The sequence below is a fragment of the Massilia litorea genome (assembly GCF_015101885.1).
GTDB lineage: Bacteria > Pseudomonadota > Gammaproteobacteria > Burkholderiales > Burkholderiaceae_D > Telluria > Telluria litorea.
Map to the genome: position 1 here is coordinate 102535 of NZ_CP062941.1, position 23340 is coordinate 125874.

Genomic DNA, 23340 nt, shown 5'->3' on the forward strand with positions numbered 1-23340 from the left:
GCGGTTTTTTGTTGCAGCCGTAAAGGCCGCAAGCCCTACACCGTTCGATTACTTGAACTTGTAGTTGTACTCGGCGGTGAACTTGGCCGAACGTGGCGCGGTTGCGCTGATCAGGCCTTCGTACAGGTTGTAGCGCGACTGGTTGGTGTTGTAGCGCTCGTACACCTTCTGTGCGGTCTGGCTGTTGAAGACGTTGAACACGTCCACTTTCAGCGACAGGCCGGCGACGGCTGCCGGACGGTACACCACGTTCATGTCGAAGGTCTTTTCCCAAGGCAGACGGCCAACGCTGCCGCGCGGCGACGGCGTGTTGGTCGAACCGGTCGCGCCGAAGCAGTAGTGCGATGCCGACTGGTAGTTCAGGCCAGGAGGGAAGCCAACCGTGTTCGGGTTGGTACCCACGCACGAACGTGGACGGCCCGATGCCAGGGTAGCGGCGCCACCGATCACCCATTCGGGCGTGATGTCATAGAAACCGAAAGCCTTGATCTGGTGCTTGCGATCGTTCGGCAGCAGGCCGTCGGCGTAAGACATCAGCTCACGGTAGTCCCAGGTCTGGGTAGCTGCCACGTCGCCCTGCGCCGAACTCGTATCCGACAGCGTCTGGCCCTCGGTGTTGCCCTTGTTGCGCGACAGGGTGTAGTTCACCTTGGCGTACCAGCCGTTGCGGTATGGGTGCTCGGCGAACAGATCCAGCGCTGCGTAGGTACGCGTTGCCTTGTCGAAGCCCAGCTCTTCCTTGGTCAGGTGGACCTTGGTGTAGGTGCCGTTGCCTGCGTAGTCGACCAGGAAGTCGTTGTCTTCGCCCGGGTTGAACGTGGCGCAACCGAAGCCCGCGTAGTTGGTGGCGTCGATGCCGTTACGCGCGGCGTAGGCATCGAACGGACGTGGATCGCACAGGTCGTCGATGGTCGAACGCAGCTTGCGGTAGGTAACCTTGGCGCCGAAGTTCAGGCTCGGGTTGAACGAACGTTCCAGACCGAGGGTGATTTCGTCCTGGTAGGCCGGCTTCATGTTCTGGGCCGCGACCGTCTTTGGATCCTTGGCCTGGCCGAATTCGTTGTTCGACGACAGCACGCCGGTCAGCTCGGTCGTACCGGTCGGCTGGCCGTTTGCATCTACACCGGTGTACGAGAAGTTCTGGGTGGTATACAGCGAGCCGTTCGCGCCGCGCAGGGCAACCACGGTCGGGATCTGGATGGTGTAGCGGCCGATGCTACCGAACACCTTGAACGATGCGTCACCGTTCACGTCCCACGACACGTTCGCGCGTGGTGCGTACTGGTTCTTCATCTCGATGTACTTGGTGCCATCTTGGTTCGCGTTGTAGAAACCTTCGCGACGCACGCCGACGGTCACCAGCACGTCCTTGGTTGCCTGCCAGCGGTCTTCGATGTACTGCGCGTCCTGGCCTGCAAAGGCGTTCGACACGGTCGAGTAGATCGTCTTCTGGACGTAGTAACCCTGGTTCGCCAGGCCTGGCTTGCCCAGCAGGATACCGACGTCGTCGGCCGGCTTGGTCGGATCGGTATGGAGGTAGGTCAGCAACGCACCGCCCGCATAGGCCTCGCCGGCGCCCAGCGATGCCATCTTGTTGTTGTCCAGACCAGCGCGCAGGGTATGGTTGCCCAGCTTGTACTCGAGGTCCAGGCGCTTCGAGGTCACGTCGTCCGACGAGCCGTTCTTCGGCAGCGTGCCGGTGATCGACTGGCCGCTCGTATAGGCCAGGCCAGGGTACTGGTTTTCCGGCGCTGCGGTTACTTGCGGCAAGGCCGGGTTGTAGCCGGCAGGCGTGTAGAAGTGGCGGGCCTGCATCTTGCCGTACAGCGCGTTGACGGTCAGGTTGTCGGTGATGTTGCCGACGTAGCGCAGACTCTGCAGTTCGCCGCCATTCGCGTTGAACGGACCGAATTCCTCACGGGTCGAGGTATTGACGGTCGCGCCGACGGCACGGGTCGCGTAGTTGTACGAGCGGTACTGGGTCTCGGTCTTCGGCAGATCGCCGATCAGCGTCAGCTCCAGGCGGTGGTCGTCGTTGATGTTCCAGTCGACCTTGCCGTAATAGCGCTTGGTCTTGGTCTCGTAGTCGCGCCAGCCGTTGCTTGCCAGCGTGGTCGAGGTACGCGACTGGTAGACGCCATTGCTTTCCAGCTGGGTCTGCTCCAGGGCGAAGAAGCCGAACAGGGTGTCGGGGATCAGCGGGCCGCCGGCATACACCGAGTACTGCTTCTGGTCGACCTTGTTGTCTTCGCGGCGCAGGCGCAGCGTGTTGTCCGTTGCCGGGAAGGTGCCGATGTTCGGGTAGTAATAGTCGCGGTAGCTGGCGCGGGTCGACGATGGGGTGATCGAGACCAGGGCACCTGCTTCCCAGGTGTTGGTGCCGGATTTGGTGGTGATGTTCACCACGCCGCCGGTCGAGCGGCCGAATTCGACGCCGTAGCCGCCGGTCAGGATCTGCGCCTGGGCGATTGCGCCGAACGGCAGTTCCATCGCGCCCAGCTGGGTCAGCGGGTTGGTGACAGGGAAACCGTTGATGTTGTACGCGTTTTCCGATGCGCCGCCGCCGGCGAAGCTCGCGCCTGCTGCATAGGTCGGGTCGCCACGGGTGGTGTTCGGCGCCAGCTGGACGATCGATTCGACGTTGCGGCCGATCGGCAGCTTCTCGAGTTCGCGCGCGGTGAAGGTCGCGCCGTTGACCGAGCTCGACACGTCGATGCGGCTGCGGCGGCCGCTCACGCGGACCGTTTGCGCGCCGCCGGCGATGGCGGCAGCGCTCTCGAAGCTCGCTTCGACGCCCTGGCCGGCAAGGACTTCCAGCTGGCTGGTGCCGACGGTGGCGCCGCCCTTGGTCAGGGTCGCGCTGTAGGTGCCGATCGGGAGGCTGGTGATGCGGAAGTTGCCGTTCGCATCCAGTGCCACCGAACGCGTCGCGTTAGTGCCGTTGTTCTTGAGGACCACGGTGTCGCCGGAACCGGCAGCGACCTTACCAAAAACCGTACCCGAGGCGTTGGATTGCGCCATTGCGGTCGGCATTACGGCTACGGTAATAGCACTGGCTGCGAAGGCAACCTGTAAGGCGCGAACCAAGACTGTATTTCTCAACATGCTCTATTCCTATTTAGTTTTTAGATTTACTGGCGTTCATGTCTCCGCAAAGGAAGCCTCTGCAGCAGCGCAGCTACTCTCCCTGCCATGATGGCCGCGAGACTCAAGTTCCACTCACGCGAGAACCAGTGTTACTGAGCTTACAAATAGAAACATGTGGGCTGAGATTGTGTCAACAGTGCAAGATGCGGTTGTGCATATTTGCAACAGAAAAATTTCACTTAAACAGATTTTTGAAGGATGTACATACTACGTTTTTAGGATCGATAGCGTGTATGTACACGTATTTACGGCTTGTTGGAAGCCTTCTCTTTTTCGCTGCAGCGCAGCAATTGACCCGAAATGTTAAATTTCCTCTTTGCTTGCTCCATCGCTCGACCAGATTCAACCATGCGCAAGCTTGCCGCAAATCGCGAAGAATTAACTCGGCAATAATCTGCAATACCATGATGAAAACGCGCGAAAATAATTTCCTCAATCAGGACATAATAATCAGCCAATTCGGCGGGCGAGAATCAGACATTATCCTGCTCGGGGAAAACTTATGGATATCAAAGCGATGATTTGAATATGCACCGTAACAGGCGGCCGGTTGCGCTTGTTTTCCGCGCGGCGAACAGCGCAATAAAAAAAGCCGGTCCTCGTGGTTGACCGGCATTCGACAAGCAAGCGTGATCATTTTCCGTTGCAGGAAACGTCCGCACGCGAGCCGGCCTCTGGATGGCAGCGCGCGCCCATAAAAAAACCGCAGGCCGAAGCCTGCGGTTGCTCACTGCTCTTGGCGCTAGACCAGCCGCCTTGCGGCGGCCGTTCCCCTCATCAGAAGCGGTAGTTGTACTCGACGCCGAGTCGGACACTACGTGGTGCCGTGTAGCTGATCACGCGGCCGTAGGTCGGGCTGACATCTTCCGTGCTGCCGACATTGTAGGTCTCGTCGATCGTCTGCACGGTCTGCTTGTTGGCCACGTTGAACATGTCCAGTTTCACAGCCAGGCCTTTCAGCATCGCCGGACGATACGCCACGCTCAGGTCCAGGCGGATATCCCATGGGAGCTTGCCGCTGGTACCGCGTGGTGCAGGACCGCCGTTGCAGTAGAAGAACACCGAACCGTAGTCAGCCTCAGGCGGAACGTTTGGATTCCAGCCGAAGCAGTTCTTCGGACGGCCGGATGCAGCCAGGAAGTTACCGCCCAGGGTGATTTCCGGAGTCAGGTCGTAGTAGCCGAATGCCTTGACCTGGTGCTCGCGGTGGTTCGGCAGCAAGCCGTACGCATTGACCATCAGCTCTGGATTGTCCCAGGTCGACGTCGCTGCGACGTCGGTCTGTGCGTTGTCCGACTTGGTCTGGCCTTCCGTATTGCCACGGCTGCGCGACCAGGTGTAGTTCACGCGGCCATACCAGCCGTTGCGGTACGGGTGCTCGGCGAACAGGTCGACGGCGGTGTAGGTACGCTTCGGTTCGTCGAAGCCCAGGTCGGCCTTGCTCAGCTTGACCGTGGTGTAGCCGGTGCCGGTGCCGGCGTAGTCGACCAGGAAGGTCGAGTCTTCGCCCGGATTGAACGAAGCGCAGCCGAAACCACCCCAGTTGTCGGTGTTGATCTTGTTACGCTCGGCGTAAGCCTCGAACGGACGCGGATCGCACAGGTCGTCGATCGTGGCCTTCAGGACACGATGGGTCAGGCGTGCACCCACGTTCAGGTCCGGCGTCAGGGAGCGTTCGATACCCAGGGTCAGCTCGTCCTGGTAGGTCGCCTTGATGTCGCGAGCACTGACGGTGTTCGCGTCTTTTGGCTGGCCCAGTTCGTTGTTGACCGAGTACACGCCCGAAATTGGGTTCAGGCCGGTCGGCTGACCGTACTGGTCGGTGCCGGTGTAGGTGAATGCCTGACGGGTCAGGGTCGAACGGCTGGCGCCGCGCACTGCCAGGTGGGTCGGGATCTGCAGCGCGTAGCGGCCTGCCGAACCATAGACCTTCATCGACGAGTCGCCGTAGACGTCCCAGCTTGCCGCGACGCGTGGCGAGATCAGGTCCTTGGCTTTGAGGAAGGTCTCGCCGTCGCCGTTGATGTTCTTGAAGCTCTCGTTACGCAGGCCGAGGGTCACCAGGAGATCCTTGTTGACCTGCCATTTGTCTTCGATGTACTGGGCTTCCTGCTCGGAGCCGGCGCTGGTCAGCGAATCGAAGATACGACGCGAAACGTAGTAGCCCTGAGTTCCCAGGCCGCCGCCGCTTGCCGTCGAGGCGCGGGTCGGACCGAATGCGAGCGGGGTGTTCGGATTCGCCGTTTTTGCATAGACCCAGATACCGCCGCCGCCGTACACCTGGCCGATGGATTCCGAATCGAGCTTGTTGCTGTCGACACCGGCGCGCAGGAAGTGGTCACCCAGCTTGTATTCGACGTCGAAACGACGCGACTTGACCTTGCTTTCCGAGCTGCCGCTGGAGACGGCACCCGACAGCACCTGCGGGCTGAAGTAGTTCAGGCCGGGAGCACGGGCATTGCTCGGTGCAGTGATCTGGAAAATGTCGGCAGGAATGTTGCCAACTGGGTCGTATTTCGCCGAAGCCGGCGTCTTCATCTGGCCGACCAGCGCGGTCACGGTCAGGTTGTCGGTCAGGTTACCGGTATAGCGCAGGATCTTGATATTGCCGCCGACACCAGGGCCGAAGTCTTCGCTGTTCTTGTAGTGCTGCGAGGCGGTCTGGGCGCCGATCGTACCGCCTTTGACGCCGCTGGTCGGGTAGGTATAGCCGTACAACTGGCGGTCTTCCTCGCCTTTGTCACCGATGAAAGTGGCTTCCAGGCGATGCGCGTCGGTAATGTTCGCGTCGAGCTTGACCAGGTAACGGTCGGTCTTGTCCTGCGTGCGTTCGAAGCCGGTCGAGGCCAGGGCGCTCGAGGTGCGGATACCGATCACGCGGTCCAGGTCGTCGGTGCGGCGCTCGACGGCAGCGAACATGAACAGCTTGTCCTTGATCAGTGGGCCGCCGACGTAGGCGCCGTACAGCTTTTCGTCGCGCTCGAGGTTGTTACGCTGGACGTACAGGGTGCCATCGGTGGCCGAGTTAATTGCCGCGCCGGTGTTCGGATAGTAGATATCCTTCGGTTTCGAGCGCAGGCCATTCGGGGTAATCGAGGCGCTCACGCCTGCTTCCCAGGTGTTGGTGCCGCTCTTGGTGGTGATGTTGACCACACCGCCGACGGAACGGCCGAATTCCGCGCCGAAGCCGCCGGTCAGGATCTGTGCCTGGGCGATGGCGCCGAATGGCAATTCCGATGCGCCGAGCTGGGTCACCGGGTTGGTGACAGGGAAACCATTGATGTAGTAGGAGTTTTCAGAAGCACCGCCGCCGCCGAACGAAGCACCAGCCGAGTAACGCGAGTCGGCGCGGGTGGTGTTCGGTGCCAGCTGGATGATCGCTTCGACGTTCTGGGTCGTCGGCAGCTTGGCCAGTTCCTTGGCGGTGAAGACTGCACCGTTGTTGGTGTTCGAAACGTCGATCCGGTTGCGGCGACCCGTCACGCGAACCGTCTGCGCGCCTCCCGTCACAGCACCAGCCGCAGGCGCGAACGAAGCATCGACACCCTGGCCGACGATGACGTCGATTTCGGTGGTGTTGACCACGGCGCCGTTACGCACCTGTTCAACACGGTAATGACCTGGCGGCATTGCCGTAGCCGTATAGCGGCCACTTGCATCCGGCGTCACCGAACGCCGCACGCCCGTTTCAGTGTTGATCAGGTTGACGGTGGAACCCGATGCTGCCTCGACGGTACCGAAGATGGTACCTGCGGCATTCGACTGGGCCATGACCGGGTTGGTCACTGCCATCGATACTGCGGTTGCGCCGAGCGCAAGCTGCAGTGCACGGACCAAAACAGTTTTCTTCAACATGTGTGATTTCCTAAATTGATAGCGTCTCTATTGATCGGCTTGTTTAACAGTTCTTTAACCCTACAAACTGCCTTACCTCACTACTTCTTCTTTTTACTTGGCCAAGAGATTAATCAGCCTCAAATTTCGATTGGATACGTTCAAACGTTATCTGATCGCAACATAAAACCATAGCAAAAGAACTACTGTCAACGAACAACTATTTGTGACGTGCATATAAACAACAGTCGTCTCTCCCTGGAGTAAAGTTACCAACACGTTCTCCTCAAACTGATGCGGTGCAACGAAAAATGCACCGTAAAATTCCTCCCATGCACCAGACGGGTGCGTCGTTTAACTACGGTTATATTTACGCGATCGTGCAAGGGCAGCAGCCGGACATTCGCGCATTTATATTGCATCGCAATAAAAAATCGCATGCGGGAGCTGCCGTGCGCCGGCCTCGACCTACAGCGCAGCGCCGCTGCCGGGTTAAAATACGTGTTTGCCCACCGCCCTCCCGCGGCCCGGCACAGCGCTACCGCCCCATCTGGACTCTCCATGCTGCGAATTAACGAACTCAAGCTTCCCCTCGACCACCCCGACCACGCCCTGCGCGATGCCATCCTCAAGCGCCTCGGCATCGACGCCACCGAGCTGGTCGACTTCAATGTCTTCAAGCGCAGCTACGATGCGCGCAAAAAAGCGGCGATCGTGCTGATCTACGCGATCGACGTCGAAGTGAAGAACGAAGCGGCCGTGCTGGCGCGCATGAAGGGCGACCAGTACATCGTCCCCTCCCCCGATACCGGCTACAAGTTCGTCGACGCCGCGCGTCCGCCGGCCGGCACGCCGCGCCCGGTCGTGGTCGGCACCGGTCCCTGCGGCCTGTTCGTCGCCCTGATCCTGGCGCAGATGGGCCTGAACCCGCTGGTGCTCGAGCGCGGCAAGGTGGTGCGCGAGCGCACCGTCGACACCTTCGGCTTCTGGCGCAAGCGCAAACTGAATACCGAGTCGAACGTCCAGTTCGGCGAAGGCGGCGCCGGCACCTTCTCGGACGGCAAGCTCTACAGCCAGATCAAGGATCCGAAGCACTACGGGCGCAAGGTGCTGACCGAATTCGTGAAGTCCGGCGCGCCGGAAGAGATCATGTATGTCAGCAAGCCGCACATCGGCACTTTCCGCCTGGTGAAGATGGTCGAGCAGATGCGCGCCGAGATCCTGTCGCTGGGCGGCGAAATCCGCTTCGAGACCCGCGTCGACGACATCCGCATCAGCGAGACGAACGGCGTGCGCCAGGTGCGCGGCGTGGTGCTGGCCAGCGGCGAAGAAATCGCCACCAACCACCTGGTGATGGCGGTCGGCCACAGCGCGCGCGACACCTTCGAAATGCTGTACAAGCGCGGCGTCTACGTCGAAGCGAAGCCGTTCTCGATCGGCTTCCGGGTCGAGCACCCGCAGTCCTTGATCGACGTCTGCCGCTTCGGTCCGAACGCCGGCAACAAGATCCTCGGCGCCGCCGACTACAAGATCGTGCACCACGCCTCGAACGGGCGCTCGGTCTACAGCTTCTGCATGTGCCCGGGCGGCACCGTGGTCGCCGCCTCCTCGGAAGAAGGCCGGGTCGTCACCAACGGCATGAGCCAGTATTCGCGCAACGAGAGAAACGCCAACAGCGCCATCGTGGTCGGCATCACGCCGGAGGATTATCCAGGCCACCCGCTGGCCGGCATCGCCTTCCAGCGCGAACTCGAATCGCGCGCCTTCCTCCTCGGCGGCAGCACGTATGACGCGCCGGGCCAGCTGATGGGCGATTTCGTGCGCGGCGTGCCCTCCAAGGAATTCGGTTCCGTCATCCCGTCGTTCAAGCCGGCGGTGCACCTGACCGACCTGGCGCCGTCGCTGCCGGACTACGCGATTCTCGCGCTGCGCGAAGCCTTCGTCGCATTCGACAAGCAGATCAAGGGCTATTACAAGGAAGACGCGGTGCTGACCGGCGTCGAGACCCGCACCTCCTCGCCGATCCGCATCAAGCGCCGCGACGACGACCTGCAAAGCATGAACACGCGCGGCCTGTTCCCGGCCGGCGAAGGCGCGGGCTACGCCGGCGGCATCATGTCGGCGGCCGTGGACGGCATCCGCGTGGCCGAGGCGGTGGCGATCGCCATGGGCGTGCCGGTCCCTGCACTGCAGGACTGATGCAGGCCACGCCCGCCAGCCCTCCTGCCCGCTCGTTCGCGCCCTTCCTGGCGATCGTCGGGTCGCTGATCTCCGTGAACGTGGGCGCGGCCTATGCCAAGGGCCTGTTCCCGCTGGTGGGCAGCGCCGGCATCACGGCCGTGCGGGTGGGACTGGCGAGCATCTTCCTGATGGCCTTCTGGCGGCCCTGGCGCGCGCCGCTGGCACGGCCCGATGCGATCAACGTCGGCATCTACGGGGTCATGCTGGGCATGATGAACCTGCTGATCTACGCGGCGTTTGCGCGCATTCCGATCGGGGTGGCGATCGCCATCGAAGTCATCGGCCCGCTGGCGGTGGTGGTGCTGTCCTCGCGCCACCTGCGCGACTTCTTCTGGGTCGCCTGCGCGGCATGTGGATTGTGGCTGCTGGCGCCCACCAGCGTGGGCGCGGTGGCGCTCGATCCGCTCGGCGTCGCCGCGGCCGTCGGCGCCGGCTTCTGCTGGGCCATGTACATCGTCTTCGGCAAGCGCGTCTCGACGCTCAAGGGCGGCCATGTGGTCGCCTGGGGCATGCTGGTGGCCGCGCTGTGCACGGTGCCGGTCGGGATCAGCCAGGCCGGCAGCGCGCTCTTCTCCCCGCAGGTGCTGGCGGGCGGCCTGGCGGTCGCCCTGCTCTCGTCGATCCTGCCCTACTCGCTGGAGATGATGGCCCTGTCGCGCCTGCCGCGCCGGGTGTTCGGCATCCTGGTCAGCGCCGGCCCGGCGGTGGGCGCGCTCGCGGGCTTCTTCGTGCTCGGCGAAGTCCTGAGCACGACCCAGTGGCTGGCGATCGGGATGATCGTGGTGGCCACTGCCGGCAGCGCGGCCACTGCCGGGAAAAACTAAATCCAGCCGGATTTCTTGAAGCGGTAGTAGAGGTAACCGCAGACCCCGAACATGATGCAGACCGCGGTCGGATACCCGTACTTCCATTTCAGCTCCGGCATGAATTCGAAATTCATGCCCCAGACGCCCGCAAAGGCCGTGAACACGGCGAAGATCGCGGCATAGGCGGCAAGCTTTTTGTTGATGTCGTTCTCTTCGATCGTGACCATCGACAGCGATACCTGGATGGCGGTGGCGATGGTGTCGCGGATGGTGTCGAGCCGCCCCGAAATACGCAGCAAGTGGTCGTGGACGTCACGAAAATAATCCTGGGTATGCGCAGCCAGGTCCGGCACGCGCCCGCCATGCAGGTGGTCGACGGCGTCCATCAGCGGCATCACCGCGTGGCGCAGCACCAGGGAATTTCGCTTGAGGTCGTAGAGACGCTCGATGTTGTCGCGCTGGGCGCCCTGGCCGCCGAAGATGCGGTCCTCGATCGATTCGAGGTCGGACTCGAGCTTGTCGATGACGGGGAAATAGCGGTCGACGATGGCGTCCATCAACGCGTACAGCACGAAGCCGGAGCCCATTTTGAGCAGCTTCGGTTCGCGCTCGGCGCGGGCGCGCACGCCGAGGAAGCCCTGGGCCGAATCGCGCCGCACCGACAGCACGTAATTCGGGCCGGCGAAGATCGCGACCTCGCCCGAGCAGAGTTCGTCGCCGTTCAGGTTCACCGTATGCACGACCGTAAACACCGAGTTGCCGTATTCCTCGAGCTTGGGGCGCTGGTGGCCGCGCGAGGCGTCTTCCACGGCCAGTTCGTGCAGGCCGAATTCTTCCTGCATCTTGGCCAGTTCGCCGGGCTCCGGATCGCGCAGTGCGACCCAGACGAAGCAGGCGGGTTGTTTCAGGTACTCGCTGATATCCTCGACTGGGATATCGGACAGTTTTTTGCCTTCCTGGTAGGCGACGCAGTTGATCAGCATGGGTGCAATGGATGGGGCAACGGGGCTAAAGCTAATACCAGAGCTTACACCATTGCCCACCCGCCACCCTACTCTTCCCGTGCCCCGTCGATCCCCAGTTCCACGATCTTGCGCGTGATCGTATTCCTGCCGATCCCCAGCCGCATCGCCGCATCGTTCTTGCGCCCGTGCGTGTGCTTCAGCGCCGTCTTGATCAAGGCCGACTCGAACTGTTTGCCGAGGGTGTCCATCACCTCGAACTGGCCGGCGCTGAGCATGCTGGCCGCCTGCAATTCCAGCAGGCCGATCCAGCCGTCCGGCGCCGGCGGCGTTGCCGGCACGGCAGGCGCCACGGCCCCGCCCTCGGCCAGCGCGGGCGTGAACGGCGCCGCGCCGCTCGGGGGTGCCTGGGTCAGGTCGCGCGGCAAGTCCTTGACCTCGACCGTCTGGCCCGGCGCCATCACCGTGATCCAGTTACACAGGTTTTCCAGCTGGCGCACATTGCCCGGCAGTTCCAGGCTGGAGAGAAAACGCATCGCGCTTTCGCTCATGCGCTTCGGCTCGACGCCCAATTGGTGTGCGCTCTGCACCAAAAAGTGGCGCGCCAGCAGCGGGATGTCTTCGCTGCGCTCGCGCAGGCTCGGCAGGCGCAGGCGGATTACGTTCAGGCGGTGATACAAGTCTTCGCGGAACAGGCCGTCGCGCACGCGCTGTTCCAGGTTCTGGTGGGTCGCGGCGATGACGCGCACATTGGCTTTCACGGGCTGGTGCCCGCCCACGCGGTAGAAATGGCCGTCCGAAAGCACGCGCAGAAGGCGCGTCTGCAGATCGAAGGGCATGTCGCCGATCTCATCCAGAAACAGCGTACCGTCCTCGGCCTGTTCGAAGCGGCCGCGCCGCATCGCCTGGGCGCCCGTGAACGCGCCGCGCTCGTGGCCGAAGAGTTCGGACTCGAGCAGGTCCTTCGGGATCGCCGCCGTGTTCAGCGCGATGAAGGGCTGCTGGGCGCGCGGGCTGTGCTTGTGCAGGGCGCGCGCCACCAGCTCCTTGCCGGTACCCGATTCGCCGGTGATCAGCACCGTCACGTTCGACTGCGACAGGCGGCCGATGGCGCGGAACACTTCCTGCATCGCCGGCGCCAGGCCCAGGATCTCGGGCGTCTCCGCAGGCGCCGCCTCGACGCTGGCTTCGCGCAAACTCTCTTCCAATGCGCGCCGGATCAGGGCGACGGCCTTGTCGATGTCGAAAGGTTTTGCGAGGTAGTCGAAGGCGCCGCCCTGGAAGGAGGCGACGGCCGAATCGAGGTCCGAGAAGGCGGTGATGATGATGACCGGCAGGCCGGGATGTTTGGCCTTGACGGCCTGCAGCAGGTCGATGCCCGATTCGCCGGGCATGCGGATGTCCGATACCAGCACCTGCGGCGCATCAAGCTCGAAGGCGCTCAGGGCGTCGCGCGCGTTGGCGAAGCTGCGGGTCTCGAGATTCTCGCGCGCCAGGGCTTTTTCCAGCACCCAGCGGATCGATGCGTCGTCGTCGACAATCCAGATTGGTTTCATGTAGGTCGTACTTTCCGCAGTGAATTCATCATTGGACACGGCGGAAGCGCTTCGGCTGCTTATGGCAGCGGCAGCAGGATCCGGAAATCCGTCAGTCCAGGCCGGCTTTCGCACTCGATCATGCCCAGGTGCTGCTGCACGAAAGTTTGCGCCAGCGTCAGCCCCAGCCCGCTCCCGCCATCCCTGCCCGACACCAGCGGGTAGAAAATTCGGTCGCGGATCTCCGGTGCGATGCCCGGTCCATTGTCGATGATATGCAAGTCTAATGCCAGCCCGTAGCGGACCTTGGCCAGGGTCACCTGGCGCGCCACCCTGGTGCGCAAAACGATCTCGGCGTCGCCCGCCGCGATGCGGCCAGCCAGGGCCTGGGCGGCGTTGTGGACGATGTTCAGCACGGCCTGGATCAGCTGCTCCTTGTCGCCCCTGAACTCGGGAATCGAAGCGTCGTAGTCGCGCCGGATGGTCAGCCCGTTCGGGAATTCGGCCAGCACCAGCGAGCGCACCCGTTCGCACACTTCGTGGATGTTGACGTCGCCGACGATGTGCGGCTTGCGGTGCGGCGCCAGCAGGCGGTCGACCAGGGTCTGCAGGCGGTCGGCTTCCTTGATGACGACCTGCGTGTATTCCTTCAGCGCGGAGAGGTGCAGCGGCGGCAGTTCGAGTTCGAGCAGCTGCGCCGCACCGCGGATGCCGCCCAGCGGGTTCTTGATCTCGTGCGCCAGGTTGCGGATCAGTTCCTTGTTGGCCTGGCTCTGGTCGAGGAAGCGTTCCTCGCGGTCGAGTTTCAGCTGCTGCACGTTTTCGCGCAGCTCGATCAATACTTCGCCGTTTTCCAGGGCGCTGGCGATCGAGTGCACGTGCAGGGTCTCGCGCCCCGGGCGCACCAGGGCCAGGTCCTGCCGCAGGTCGGCGTACTGGTGCAGCCGGGTCTGGTCGCACAGGGCGGCCAGTTCGTCGCCGTTCGAGAACAGGGCGCCGAGGGTCTGGCGCGACAGCGATTTCAATGAAGCGTCGAGCATGTTCTCGGCCGCCGGATTGGCATAGCGCACGCGGTCGCTGCCGTCGACCAGCAGCACGCTGGAAGCGAGCAGCTCCAGGCCGGCGAAGCGGGCCTGGGCGGCGGGACGGTCGGGGATGGTCATCGTATGTTGGCGATCTCGCGCCGCAGCGCTTCGATATTGCGTTCGGTGCGGCTGATGTCGTCGCGCATCTGCGCCACGCGTTCCTGGTATTTGGCGTAGTTACGCTCGTTGCCCTGGCGTTCGGGTTCGCCGTTGTTGAAGACCTTGCGCAAGTCCCCCAGCTTCTGTTCTTCCGCGCGCAGTTCCTCGGTCAGGATGCCGCGCCGGTCGTCGTCGCGGGCACGCTGCTGCGAGGTGTCGACGCGCGGAAAGTTCGAAGGGCTCGGCGTGGCAGCGGCCGGAGCCGGATTGCTCGCGCGGGCAGCGGCTGGCGGCGGGCCGCGGCGTTCGACCGGCGCCGGGATATAGCCGGGCAGGTCAAGCGCCTTGCAGCCTTTCTTGCCGGTGTCGGTAAATTCGACGCGGCCTTGCGCGTCGACGCATTTGTAGACCGTGGTCTGGGCTTCGGCGGCGCCATGGAACATCACGCCGGCCAACACCAGGCCGGTCACACTGGTTGTCATTCGCATCAGTAGAGGCAGCACGCTTGAATGCGTGCATGGTGGAGTTGAGCCGAATATACCGCATCCATAAAAAAACGCGGGGAAAGCCAATGGCTCTCCCCGCGTTTGTTACCTGCGCTTACAGCTTATGATGCCGTAGCGCAACAGTCGGATTACGACGAGTAGTACATGTCGAACTCGGCCGGGTGCGGGGTCATGCGCAGGCGCTGGACTTCGTTCATCTTCAGTTCCAGGTAGGCGTCGATCATGCTGTCGCTGAACACGCCGCCGCGGGTCAGGAACTCGCGGTCCTTGTCCAGGGCTTCCAGCGCTTCTTCGAGCGAGGAGCAGACGGTCGGGATCAGCTTGTCTTCTTCCGGCGGCAGGTGGTACAGGTCCTTCGAGGCGGCTTCGCCCGGATGGATCTTGTTCTGGATGCCGTCCAGGCCCGCCATCAGCAGCGCGGCGAAGCACAGGTAGACGTTGGCCAGCGGGTCCGGGAAGCGCACTTCGATGCGGCGGCCCTTCGGGTTCGGGACGTGCGGAATGCGGATCGAGGCCGAACGGTTACGGGCCGAGTAGGCCAGTTTCACCGGCGCTTCGTAGCCAGGCACCAGGCGCTTGTACGAGTTGGTGCCCGGGTTGGTGATTGCGTTCAGGGCCTTGGCGTGCTTGATGATGCCGCCGATGTAGAACAGCGCCGTTTCCGACAGGCCGGCATAGCCGTCGCCGGCAAACAGGTTCTTGCCGTCTTTCCAGATCGACTGGTGCACGTGCATGCCCGAGCCGTTGTCGCCGTTGATCGGCTTCGGCATGAAGGTGGCGGTCTTGCCGTAGCTGTGGGCGACGTTCCAGACCACGTATTTCAGGTTCTGGGTCCAGTCGGCACGCTCGACCAGGGTCGAGAAGCGGGTGCCGATTTCGTTCTGGCCGGCGCCGGCCACTTCGTGGTGGTGCACTTCGACCGGGATGCCGAGCGATTCGAGGATCAGGCACATTTCCGAGCGCATGTCCTGGAAGCTGTCGACCGGAGGCACAGGGAAGTAGCCGCCCTTGACTGCTGGACGATGGCCGCTGTTGCCGCCTTCGGTTTTCGCGTCGGTCGACCACGAAGCTTCGTCCGAATCGATCTTCACGAAGCAACCCGACATGTCGACTTTCCAACGGATCGAATCGAAGATGAAGAATTCAGGCTCCGGACCGAAATAGGCGGTGTCGCCCAGGCCGGTCGACTTCAGGTAGGCTTCGGCGCGCTTGGCGATCGAGCGCGGGTCGCGGTCGTAACCCTTGCCGTCCGACGGTTCGATCACGTCGCACTGCATGAACAGGGTGGTCTCTTCCATGAACGGGTCGATGTTGGCGGTGTTCGGGTCCGGCATCAGGATCATGTCCGATGCTTCGATGCCCTTCCAGCCGGCGATCGATGAGCCGTCGAACGCGTGGCCCGACTCGAATTTGTCGAGGTCGAAGTGCGACACAGGAACGGTGACGTGCTGCTCTTTACCGCGGGTATCCGCAAAGCGGAAATCCACGAATTTGACTTCATTGTCCTTCACCAACTGCATCACATCTGCGGCGGTCTTTGCCATGCGTTTCTCCTAAGTAAAATGGGGTGCCGTAGAACAGGCGAGATCGTTACCGACCAGTCAGCCAACCTCCGACATGCTCGCAGGAACTTATGCAGGAACCATGCCAGCCTGATTCGAATGACTAAATACGCAATCGTTCTTTGGAAAGCCGAGAGTTTAACCATAAAATCTTCAGCAACACGGGAATATCCAACGGTGCACCACAATTGAACGTTTGCACCATGGTAGTGCACTTGCACATAAATGCACTATTTTGAGGCGTGACGCACTATTTCGGCAAGCCTGCGCCAGGCCGGTGCGATCAACGACAAAGGACAAGATGAAAACGACCAAAGAGATACTCGACGCCGCGCGCGAACGCGCCCCCGGCCAGCCCTATGCCGGTGCGGTAACGCCGGACGAGGCCTTCACCCTGCTGCAGGCGGCGCCGAACGTGAAGCTGGTGGACGTGCGCACCAATGCCGAGCGCGACTGGGTAGGCCGTGTCGTGGTGCCGGAAGGCCAGCACCTGGCGGTCGAATGGGCGAGCTATCCGGGCGGCCAGCCGAATCCGCAGTTCGGCCAGCAACTCGAACGCGTGGCCGGCAAGGACGACGTCCTGCTCTTCCTGTGCCGCTCCGGCGTGCGCTCGCGCCACAGCGCGCGCGTGGCGACCGAACTCGGTTACGCCAACGCCTTCGACATCCTCGAGGGCTTCGAGGGCGACAAGGATGGGGAAGGACACCGCAAGACGGTGGGCGGATGGTGCAAGGCGGGACTGCCCTGGATCGGGGCGTAGATCGTTCGCGACTGATCTGCGGCCTGTCGAACGCGTGGCCGGGGGAACCCGCCCACCCTACGGCAGCACCATCACTTGCAAACCGGACGGGGTAGCGGGCGCGCGGTAGACGCGCTGGGTCGCCTTGACGAAATCTTCCGGCTTCGCCTTCGGGATGTGGATAAACGTCTGCGGATTCAGGTCGACCAGCGGGAACCAGGAACTCTGCACCTGCACCATGATGCGGTGGCCGCGGCGGAAGGTGTGGTTCACCTGGCCGAGCTCATAGCTGAGCGCTTCCACCTTGTTCGGCGTGAACGGCTCAGGCTTCTCATAGCTGTTGCGGAACTTGCCGCGCAGCGGGTTGCCGCGCACCAGCTGCTGGAAGCCGCCCATTTCCACGCCCGGGGCTGCGATGTCGCCGCCCTTGTGTTCACCCGGCGCTTTCGGATAGGCCGCCGGATACACGTCGATCAGTTTCACGACCCAATCGGCGTCGGTGCCGCTGGTCGAGACGAACAGCTTCGGCACCACCGGCCCGGCGATCGTCACGTCGTCTTCCAGCACGGCGCTCTGGTAGACCAGCACGTCCGGACGCGTAGCGGCGAAGCGCTGGTCCGAGACCATGTATTCCTGCGGTACACCGGTTGCCGGGTAGCCGATATAGGGCACCGGTTTGCGCGGGTCGGCCACGTATTCGTCGAAAGCGCCGGCGACCGCCGGCTGGGTCCATCCGAGCTTGCCGTCGGCGCCGAAGTAGAGGGTGCGCGCTTTGGCCTGTACCGGCGGCCAGGCCGAATAACGGCGCCACACATTGCTGCCGGTCTCGAAGGCGGTGACCTCGGCGAGCGCCGCGGCCGGTTTCACGCCCTTCAGGTGCTGCTCGAAGAAGGGGAACTGCAGCTCCTTGCGGAAGTATTCCGAGGTCTTGCTGTCGAAATTCACGTGCCCCAGGCGCGCACCTTCTCCGCGTGCCCAGCCCCCGTGCACCCATGGCCCCATCACCAGGCTGTTCACGATGCCCGGGTTCTGCTTTTCGATGGCGCCATAGGTCGTGAACGGGCCCTGCGGATCTTCGGCGTCGAACCAGCCGCCGACCGCCAGCACGGCCGCCTTGACGTTCTTCAGGTGCGGTGCAATCGCCCGCGCCTTCCAGTACGCGTCATAGGTATCGTGTTCGACGTTCGGCAGGAACAGTGCGCGCTGCTGTTCGCTCATGCTGGCGGCGATGTTCGACAGGCTCAGGCGCTCCAGGAAGAAGTCGTAGGCGCTGGTCGTACCGTATTCGAATCCAGCCCAGCTCTTCGGCAGCGGGGTCGGATTCGGCGCCTCGGTAAAGGCGGCATAAAAATCGAAGTTCGCGGCCAGCATGAAGGCGCCGCCGTGGTAGGAGTCGTCGCCCAGGTAGAGGTCGGCGATCGGCGCCTGCGGCGAGGCGGCCCGGATCGCGGGGTGCGAATCGATGATGCTGGCCGCCGTATAGAAGCCCGGATAGCTGATGCCGTAGATGCCGACTTTGCCGTTGTTGTTCGGGACGTTTTTCAGCAGCCAGGCCACGGTGTCGTGCATGTCCTGGCTCTCGATGCCCTCGCCCGCGGCCCGTTTCGCCTGCGCGTGCGGCGTCATCTCCTGCCACTTCCCTTCCGACATGTAGCGTCCGCGTACGTCCTGCTTCACGAAGATATAGCCGGCATCCTCGAACTCGGGCGAGGGACCGATCGAACCCGGCATCCAGTCGACGCCATAGCGCAGCTCTCCCTCGGCCTGGACGCCGGCGCTGTAGGGCGTGCGCTGCATCAGGAAGGGGTAGCTGCGTGCACCGTCCTTCGGCACGTAGACGGTCGTGAACAGCTTGACGCCGTCGCGCATCGGGATCCGGTATTCGTACTTGGTATAGGTTTCGCGCAGGTTGCGCCTGGCGGCGGGCGCGTCGGCGGCGCTCTCGCTGGAGGCCAGCGTGGCGGCCAACATCGGACCAGGACCGAAGGCAAGCGCCATCGACAGCGCGAGCAGGGAAAGCGGACGGGAAAGCGGGCGACGCATCATGAATTCCTCTGAACAAAGACGGCCGCCAGTGTAATCGCATTCAGTGAGGAATTGTTATTCGGGCAATCCGCTTTCGTCATGGTGTGCCGCCTGCAGCCGCTGGCGCACGATGTTGATATGGCCGCGCAAGCCATACAGGCCGTCGGCATAGGCCAGCGGGATCGAGATGTGGTTGACCTGCTCCTCGATCTCGTCGAGGCGGTGCAGCAAATCGTGGCGGACAATCTCGCGCTGCGCTTCGACCACGCCCTCCCAGGCCTGCTCCACCGCACGCAACTCGCCGTACCAGCGGTAGACGCGCGAACGCACCCGCCACACGTACAGCGGCGGCACGATCTTCGACAAGGGAATCACCAGCGCCGCCAGCGCCACCACCACGACCCACAGCCGGTCGAACAAATTCGCCAGCCAGAAGCTCATGTAGCGCTGCAGCAGCGGCGGGCCGTCCCGGTAGTATTTCGCCGCCTCGCTTGCTACCGGAATCTCGGTGAACTTCGGTGACGGGAACTGGCCCTGCTGCTGGAACCACCCTGCCCCGCCGTGGATCTCGCCGGCCGCCTTCACGAACAAATCGATCAGCGCCGGATGCAGGTCCGCGCGCGCGACCAGGGTCGCCGTCGGCGCGATCAGATGGTAGTCCTGCGAAGGGATGTCGCGCCCGAGGTCGACGATGCCGCGCGGCAGGGTCACGTGCGTGAGGAAAGGCAGGCGCCGGGTATAGGCTTCGGCCTGGCTGAAATTGAAGAGGCGGATGCCCGGGGTTTGCAGCAGCATCTGGATCAGCGGCGCTTCCGGGGCCGAACTGAAGACCAGGCCGTCGATGCGCCCGGCCAGCAGTTCGACGGTGGCCGGCGTGTTCTCGAGCGCGCCGATGCGGAGCTCTTTCGGCTCGACCCCATTGACACTCAAGATCTGCCGGAACAGGTTGGGCACGCCCGTGCCTTCCGGCCCCAGGTTGATGCGCAGTCCGCGCAGGCCGGTGAGGCTTTTCGTCTTGACGCCCTCGCGTACGAACAGCCACACCGGTTCGGTGAACAGGCTGCCGAGCGACACGAGGCCGAGCTCCTTTACTTTTTTATCGGCCTGCTCTTCGCTGGTCGAGCCGCTCTGGACGAAGGCGATGTCGGCCTGGCCGCTGCGCAGGCGCTCGAGATTCTCGCGCGAGCCGAGCGTCGGCTGGAGGGTGACGCGGATGTCGTCCTTTTTCAGTTCCTTCGCGTACTGCTTGCCGAAGGCTTCGTAGGCGCTGTTTTCCTGGCCGGTGGCCAGGCGCACCTGGCGCGGCGGGGCCGGGTCCACTACCCAATAGGCGACGACACAGGCAGCGATGACGAGGACGATCGTCGGCCCTGCGGCGACCAGCAGGTCGCGCAGGGAGACGAGGCTGAAACTGCGGATTCTGGAGACGGCGCGCCGGCTGGCCCGGCGCGCCCGTTCACCCGGGTTCAACGCACGCACTGGCGCGTGGCGCCCACGCTGCCTTGCGGCGGTTCGATCATCGGCATCAGGCTTGGCGCCAAGGTCACCAGCAGCTGCGTCGGCAGCGCGCTGGTGAAGTCGTATTTTTCCGACTGCGGACCGTGGACATACGCCGTCATCGAACCGAAGAAGCGCTCGCCGATGTTGAAGACAAAAGTCGCCGAGCGGTTCACGTAGCGCGACTCGATCAGGCGCCCGCCGCGTGCATAGACGTCGAAGCGCTGGTCGCCGGTACCGGTCTTGCCGCCCACCGCGACCACGTTGCCGTCCGAGGTGGTGAACGCCGTCTTGACGCGCTTGGCCGTCCCTTCGGAGACCACGCCGCGGATGGCATTGACCGCCGCGCGCGCCACTTCCGGCGCCAGCACGACTTCGTTCTCCACTTTCGGCGCGCGCTTCACGAGGGTCTCGTAAGGTGTGCCCTTGGCGAAGTGCAGCGAATCGATGCGCTCGACGGGTTTGCGCACGCCGCCATTGATGAGGATGCCCATCATTTCGGCCAGCGCGGCCGGACGGTCGGCCGAGGCGCCCAGCGTCGTCGCATAGGACGGCACCAGCGAGTCGAACGGATAGCCCATCTTCTTCCACTGCGCGTGGATCTTGAGGAAGGACTCGACTTCCAGCAGGCCCGCGATGCGCTTGTCCTGGGCGTTCTTGCGGTTCGTCTTGAACAGCCAGGAATACACTTCCTGGCGCTCCTTGGTGCTGGCCTTGACCGCTTCGCTCCAGCCGGCTTTTGGATGCGTGCGCAGGTAGCCGACCAGCCACAGTTCCAGCGGATGAACCGAAGCGACATAGCCGCGGTCGGCCAGCGACATGTTGGCCGGGGCGTACTGGTCATACATCTTGGCGATGCGTTCCTCGTCGACCTCGTTGGTCGGCAGCGAGGCGTCGATGAAGGCGCCGAACTGCTGCAGGCTCGCGTTCGGGGCGATCGTGCGGTGCACGGCGGCCAGCTTCGAGGCCATCGGGCGCACGCCCTGGATCAGCAGCGCGGTCGCTTCGTCGCCGGTCTTGCCCTTGTACTTGTTCCAGAATTTCGCCAGGAAGGTTTTACCCTCGGCGTCGGCGAAGCGGGCCAGGTACTCGGCGCGGCGCGGATCGTCGGCGTCGGCCAGCAGCGCGGCCGAGGAACCCGGCAGCTGGAACATGTAATAGCGCGCCACGTCGCGCATCAGGCGCACGAACACGAGGTTCGTCGACTGCTGCAGCGCTTCCTGCACCGTCATGATCTTGCTGTTATCGAGCTTGCTGAAGTTGCCGAAGTAATGCAGGCCGCCGCCGGTGAAGAAGCCTTCGCCCGGGTTGCCCGAATACTTGCGCGCCATCGCGGCCGCCAGCATCGGCGTGAGGCCGCGGTCGGCATTCGCCGGCAGCGCCAGGAAGTAGTCGACCGCCCAGCGGCTCAGGTGGTCTTTCGGATCGATGCGGACCTCGCGCAGCGCCTTGGGATCGAGCGGTTCGTAGCGCTTGTGCAGCTGGTCGACGATGTCGAGATAGCTCACCAGGGTGCGCAGCTTGGCGGTCGAGCCGAGGTCGAGCTTGGCCTGCTCGTTGATGTCGAGCGGCTGGTCGTAGTTGTCGGTCTGGACGCGCAGGTAGTTGACGTTGTCGCCGCGCTCCATCAGCGTGAAGCTGTAGACCACCTGCGAGGGGTCGCCGTTGCCGAGCATACCCTTGCCGGTCAGGCCGGCCTCCGCCGCCGCTTCCGGCGTGGTCAGGCGGCGCAGCGCAGCGGTGACGGCCTGCTGGGCCTCCGAGTCGAGCGTCGAGACGACCGACATGTCGAGGCGGTCCAGGTTGTACAGGCGCGGTTCGCCCAGCAGGTAGCCGAGGTGGTTGCGCACCGCGTTCGAGGCCTTGCGCGAGACGAAGGCATTGGCCGCGGGGGCTTCGACGCCGGAGCCGAGCGCCGGTTTCAGTTTCACGGCCAGCGCGGCGTCGCGCAGTTGCGGCGTGATCACGCCGGCCTGCGCCAGCACGCGCAGGTGGCTGTTGGTCAGCGTTTCGAGGTCGGCTTCGCCGGCGCCCAGGTAATAGGCCGGGCGGCGCTGCGCGATCATCAGCGACAGCGCTTCCTTGTAGACGAGGACAGCCTCCGGCGTGTCCATGCGGCCCTTGAGGGTCTCGCCGACTTTCTTGAAGTCGCGCCCGTACCAGACCCACATGCCGTCGCCGAGGCCGTTGACTTCGCCGTAGCCGAGCTTGGCCGACAGCGGCACCGTGTTCAGGTAGTCGAGCACGATCTGGCGGCGCGCGGAAGTCGTATCCTCGCCGTCCTGGTAGGCGCGCAGCGTGGCCGAGGCCATCTGGACGAATTTATCGTGCAGCGAGGCGGTACGCCCTTCCGGCGAGTGGCGGTATTTTTCGATCTGGGTCGCCAGCGTCGAGCCGCCGGCCACGCGGCCGCCGCCGCTGATGCCGATGGCGGAGAGCGACTTGTCGAACACGGCTTTCGAGAAGCGGTCCCATTCGACGGCCGGGTTACGTTTCGGGTAGGCCGGGTCGAGCAGTTCGCGGTTCTCGATGAACAGCAGGCTTTGCACCAGCAGCTGCGGCGTGTCGTCGAAGCGCTCGTAGAAACGCTCGGGGAAGCGGGAAGCGAACAGCGGCTGGCTGCGGCAGTCGAGGATCTCGAGGCCGGTGCGGGTCTTTTCGCGGTAGGTGGCGAAGATGCCGCGGTCGGCCAGTTCCACCATCTTGGGCGACATGCGCGCCTGGGCGTCGATCACGTAGTCGCGCGTCTGCAGCTTGGCGAGGAAGCCCGGCAGGTGCGAATAGCCGAGGCGCGCATCGTAGGGGCTCTCGGCCGGGAAGCGGATCGCGTTGCTGGGACCCTTTTCCATCCGGTAGTGCACGTCCTTCATCATGCCGGCGAAGACTTTCGCCTGCAGCGTCGAGGTACGCGTTTCGTAGACCGCATAGGCCGAGCCGGCCGCCACGACCACGAGCAGGACGCCGAACAGGACCAGCTTGCCCCGGCCGCGGCCCTTCGGCGGCTCGCCTTCGCGTTCGGGTTCAGGGCTGTTGCCGTCTCCAGGGGAGGTGTCCGCGGGCGCGCCGGTCTCGGTCACCAGCGAAAGGTGGGGAACGGTATCGGACAAGGGTTCTTCCTGCGCGGCCGCATCGATTGCGGGCGCGGCATTGCCGGCCGCTTGACCGCGCAGTGCGCGAAATACGTTACGAGGCCGTTTGAAACGGCGGGTGCTTTCCATGATGGCTCAACCGGTTTTGAATCGACATTCCTGCAATCCCGTCAACCTGCTCGCCATCCCTGCTGCCGGTTTGTTCGAGTGATC

The 23340-nt window shown here is 63.5% G+C and carries 13 protein-coding genes; 3 read left to right on the top strand and 10 right to left on the bottom strand.

The window, feature by feature from the left end:
• Positions 1-48 precede the first annotated feature (48 nt).
• Together LPB04_RS00410 and LPB04_RS00415 are read right to left on the bottom strand one after the other, a co-directional pair.
• A complete protein-coding gene (locus LPB04_RS00410; protein ID WP_227496563.1) occupies positions 49-3021 on the bottom strand; it encodes a TonB-dependent receptor in 2973 nt (990 codons plus the stop codon).
• A 903-nt stretch (positions 3022-3924) separates the two neighbouring features.
• Entirely contained in the window at positions 3925-7002 is a 3078-nt protein-coding gene (locus tag LPB04_RS00415) for a TonB-dependent receptor (protein WP_193686863.1), read from the bottom strand.
• A gap of 540 nt (positions 7003-7542) precedes the next feature.
• On the opposite strand from LPB04_RS00415, the gene LPB04_RS00420 reads away from it, so the two are divergent.
• A complete protein-coding gene (locus tag LPB04_RS00420) occupies positions 7543-9180 on the top strand; it encodes an NAD(P)/FAD-dependent oxidoreductase (protein WP_193686864.1) in 1638 nt (545 codons plus the stop codon).
• Complete coding sequence (locus LPB04_RS00425) at positions 9180-10046, top strand: EamA family transporter (protein WP_193686865.1); 867 nt, start codon at positions 9180-9182, stop codon at positions 10044-10046. Before LPB04_RS00420 ends, LPB04_RS00425 begins: the two co-directional genes overlap by 1 nt.
• Here the strand turns inward: LPB04_RS00425 and corA are convergent.
• The 5 genes from corA to glnA form a co-directional block, all read right to left on the bottom strand.
• Positions 10043-11011, bottom strand: a complete 969-nt coding sequence (gene corA, locus LPB04_RS00430; RefSeq protein WP_193686866.1) for a magnesium/cobalt transporter CorA — start codon at positions 11009-11011, stop codon at positions 10043-10045. The genes LPB04_RS00425 and corA overlap by 4 nt on opposite strands.
• A gap of 68 nt (positions 11012-11079) precedes the next feature.
• The gene (gene ntrC / locus LPB04_RS00435; protein WP_193686867.1) at positions 11080-12546 is read right to left on the bottom strand and encodes a nitrogen regulation protein NR(I); all 1467 of its coding nucleotides are present in this window, start codon (positions 12544-12546) and stop codon (positions 11080-11082) included.
• Between the two features lie 59 nt (positions 12547-12605).
• The gene (gene glnL / locus LPB04_RS00440; RefSeq protein ID WP_193686868.1) at positions 12606-13688 is read right to left on the bottom strand and encodes a nitrogen regulation protein NR(II); all 1083 of its coding nucleotides are present in this window, start codon (positions 13686-13688) and stop codon (positions 12606-12608) included.
• On the bottom strand, positions 13685-14191 hold the full coding sequence (locus tag LPB04_RS00445; RefSeq protein WP_193686869.1) for a DUF4124 domain-containing protein: 507 nt from the start codon (positions 14189-14191) through the stop codon (positions 13685-13687). The genes glnL and LPB04_RS00445 overlap by 4 nt, the downstream gene beginning before the upstream one ends.
• Positions 14192-14343: 152 nt before the next feature.
• Entirely contained in the window at positions 14344-15759 is a 1416-nt protein-coding gene (gene glnA, locus LPB04_RS00450; protein WP_193686870.1) for a type I glutamate--ammonia ligase, read from the bottom strand.
• 319 nt (positions 15760-16078) lie between these two features.
• Here glnA and LPB04_RS00455 point away from each other — a divergent pair, with 319 nt between their 5' ends.
• Positions 16079-16537: a rhodanese-like domain-containing protein gene (locus tag LPB04_RS00455; protein WP_193686871.1), complete on the top strand. Its 459-nt coding sequence runs from the start codon at positions 16079-16081 to the stop codon at positions 16535-16537.
• A gap of 57 nt (positions 16538-16594) precedes the next feature.
• Here LPB04_RS00455 and LPB04_RS00460 read toward each other — a convergent pair whose 3' ends face one another.
• Genes LPB04_RS00460 through LPB04_RS00470 form a run of 3 tightly spaced genes read right to left on the bottom strand, consistent with a single transcriptional unit; the run spans position 16595 to position 23256 of the window.
• Positions 16595-18562 carry a CocE/NonD family hydrolase gene (locus LPB04_RS00460; protein WP_227496564.1) on the bottom strand — a complete coding sequence of 656 codons (1968 nt, stop codon included), beginning with the start codon at positions 18560-18562 and terminating at the stop codon, positions 16595-16597.
• A 54-nt stretch (positions 18563-18616) separates the two neighbouring features.
• Entirely contained in the window at positions 18617-20011 is a 1395-nt protein-coding gene (locus LPB04_RS00465) for a TAXI family TRAP transporter solute-binding subunit (RefSeq protein ID WP_193688804.1), read from the bottom strand.
• Positions 20008-23256 carry a transglycosylase domain-containing protein gene (locus tag LPB04_RS00470; RefSeq protein WP_193686872.1) on the bottom strand — a complete coding sequence of 1083 codons (3249 nt, stop codon included), beginning with the start codon at positions 23254-23256 and terminating at the stop codon, positions 20008-20010. Before LPB04_RS00470 ends, LPB04_RS00465 begins: the two co-directional genes overlap by 4 nt.
• Positions 23257-23340: the final 84 nt, after the last annotated feature.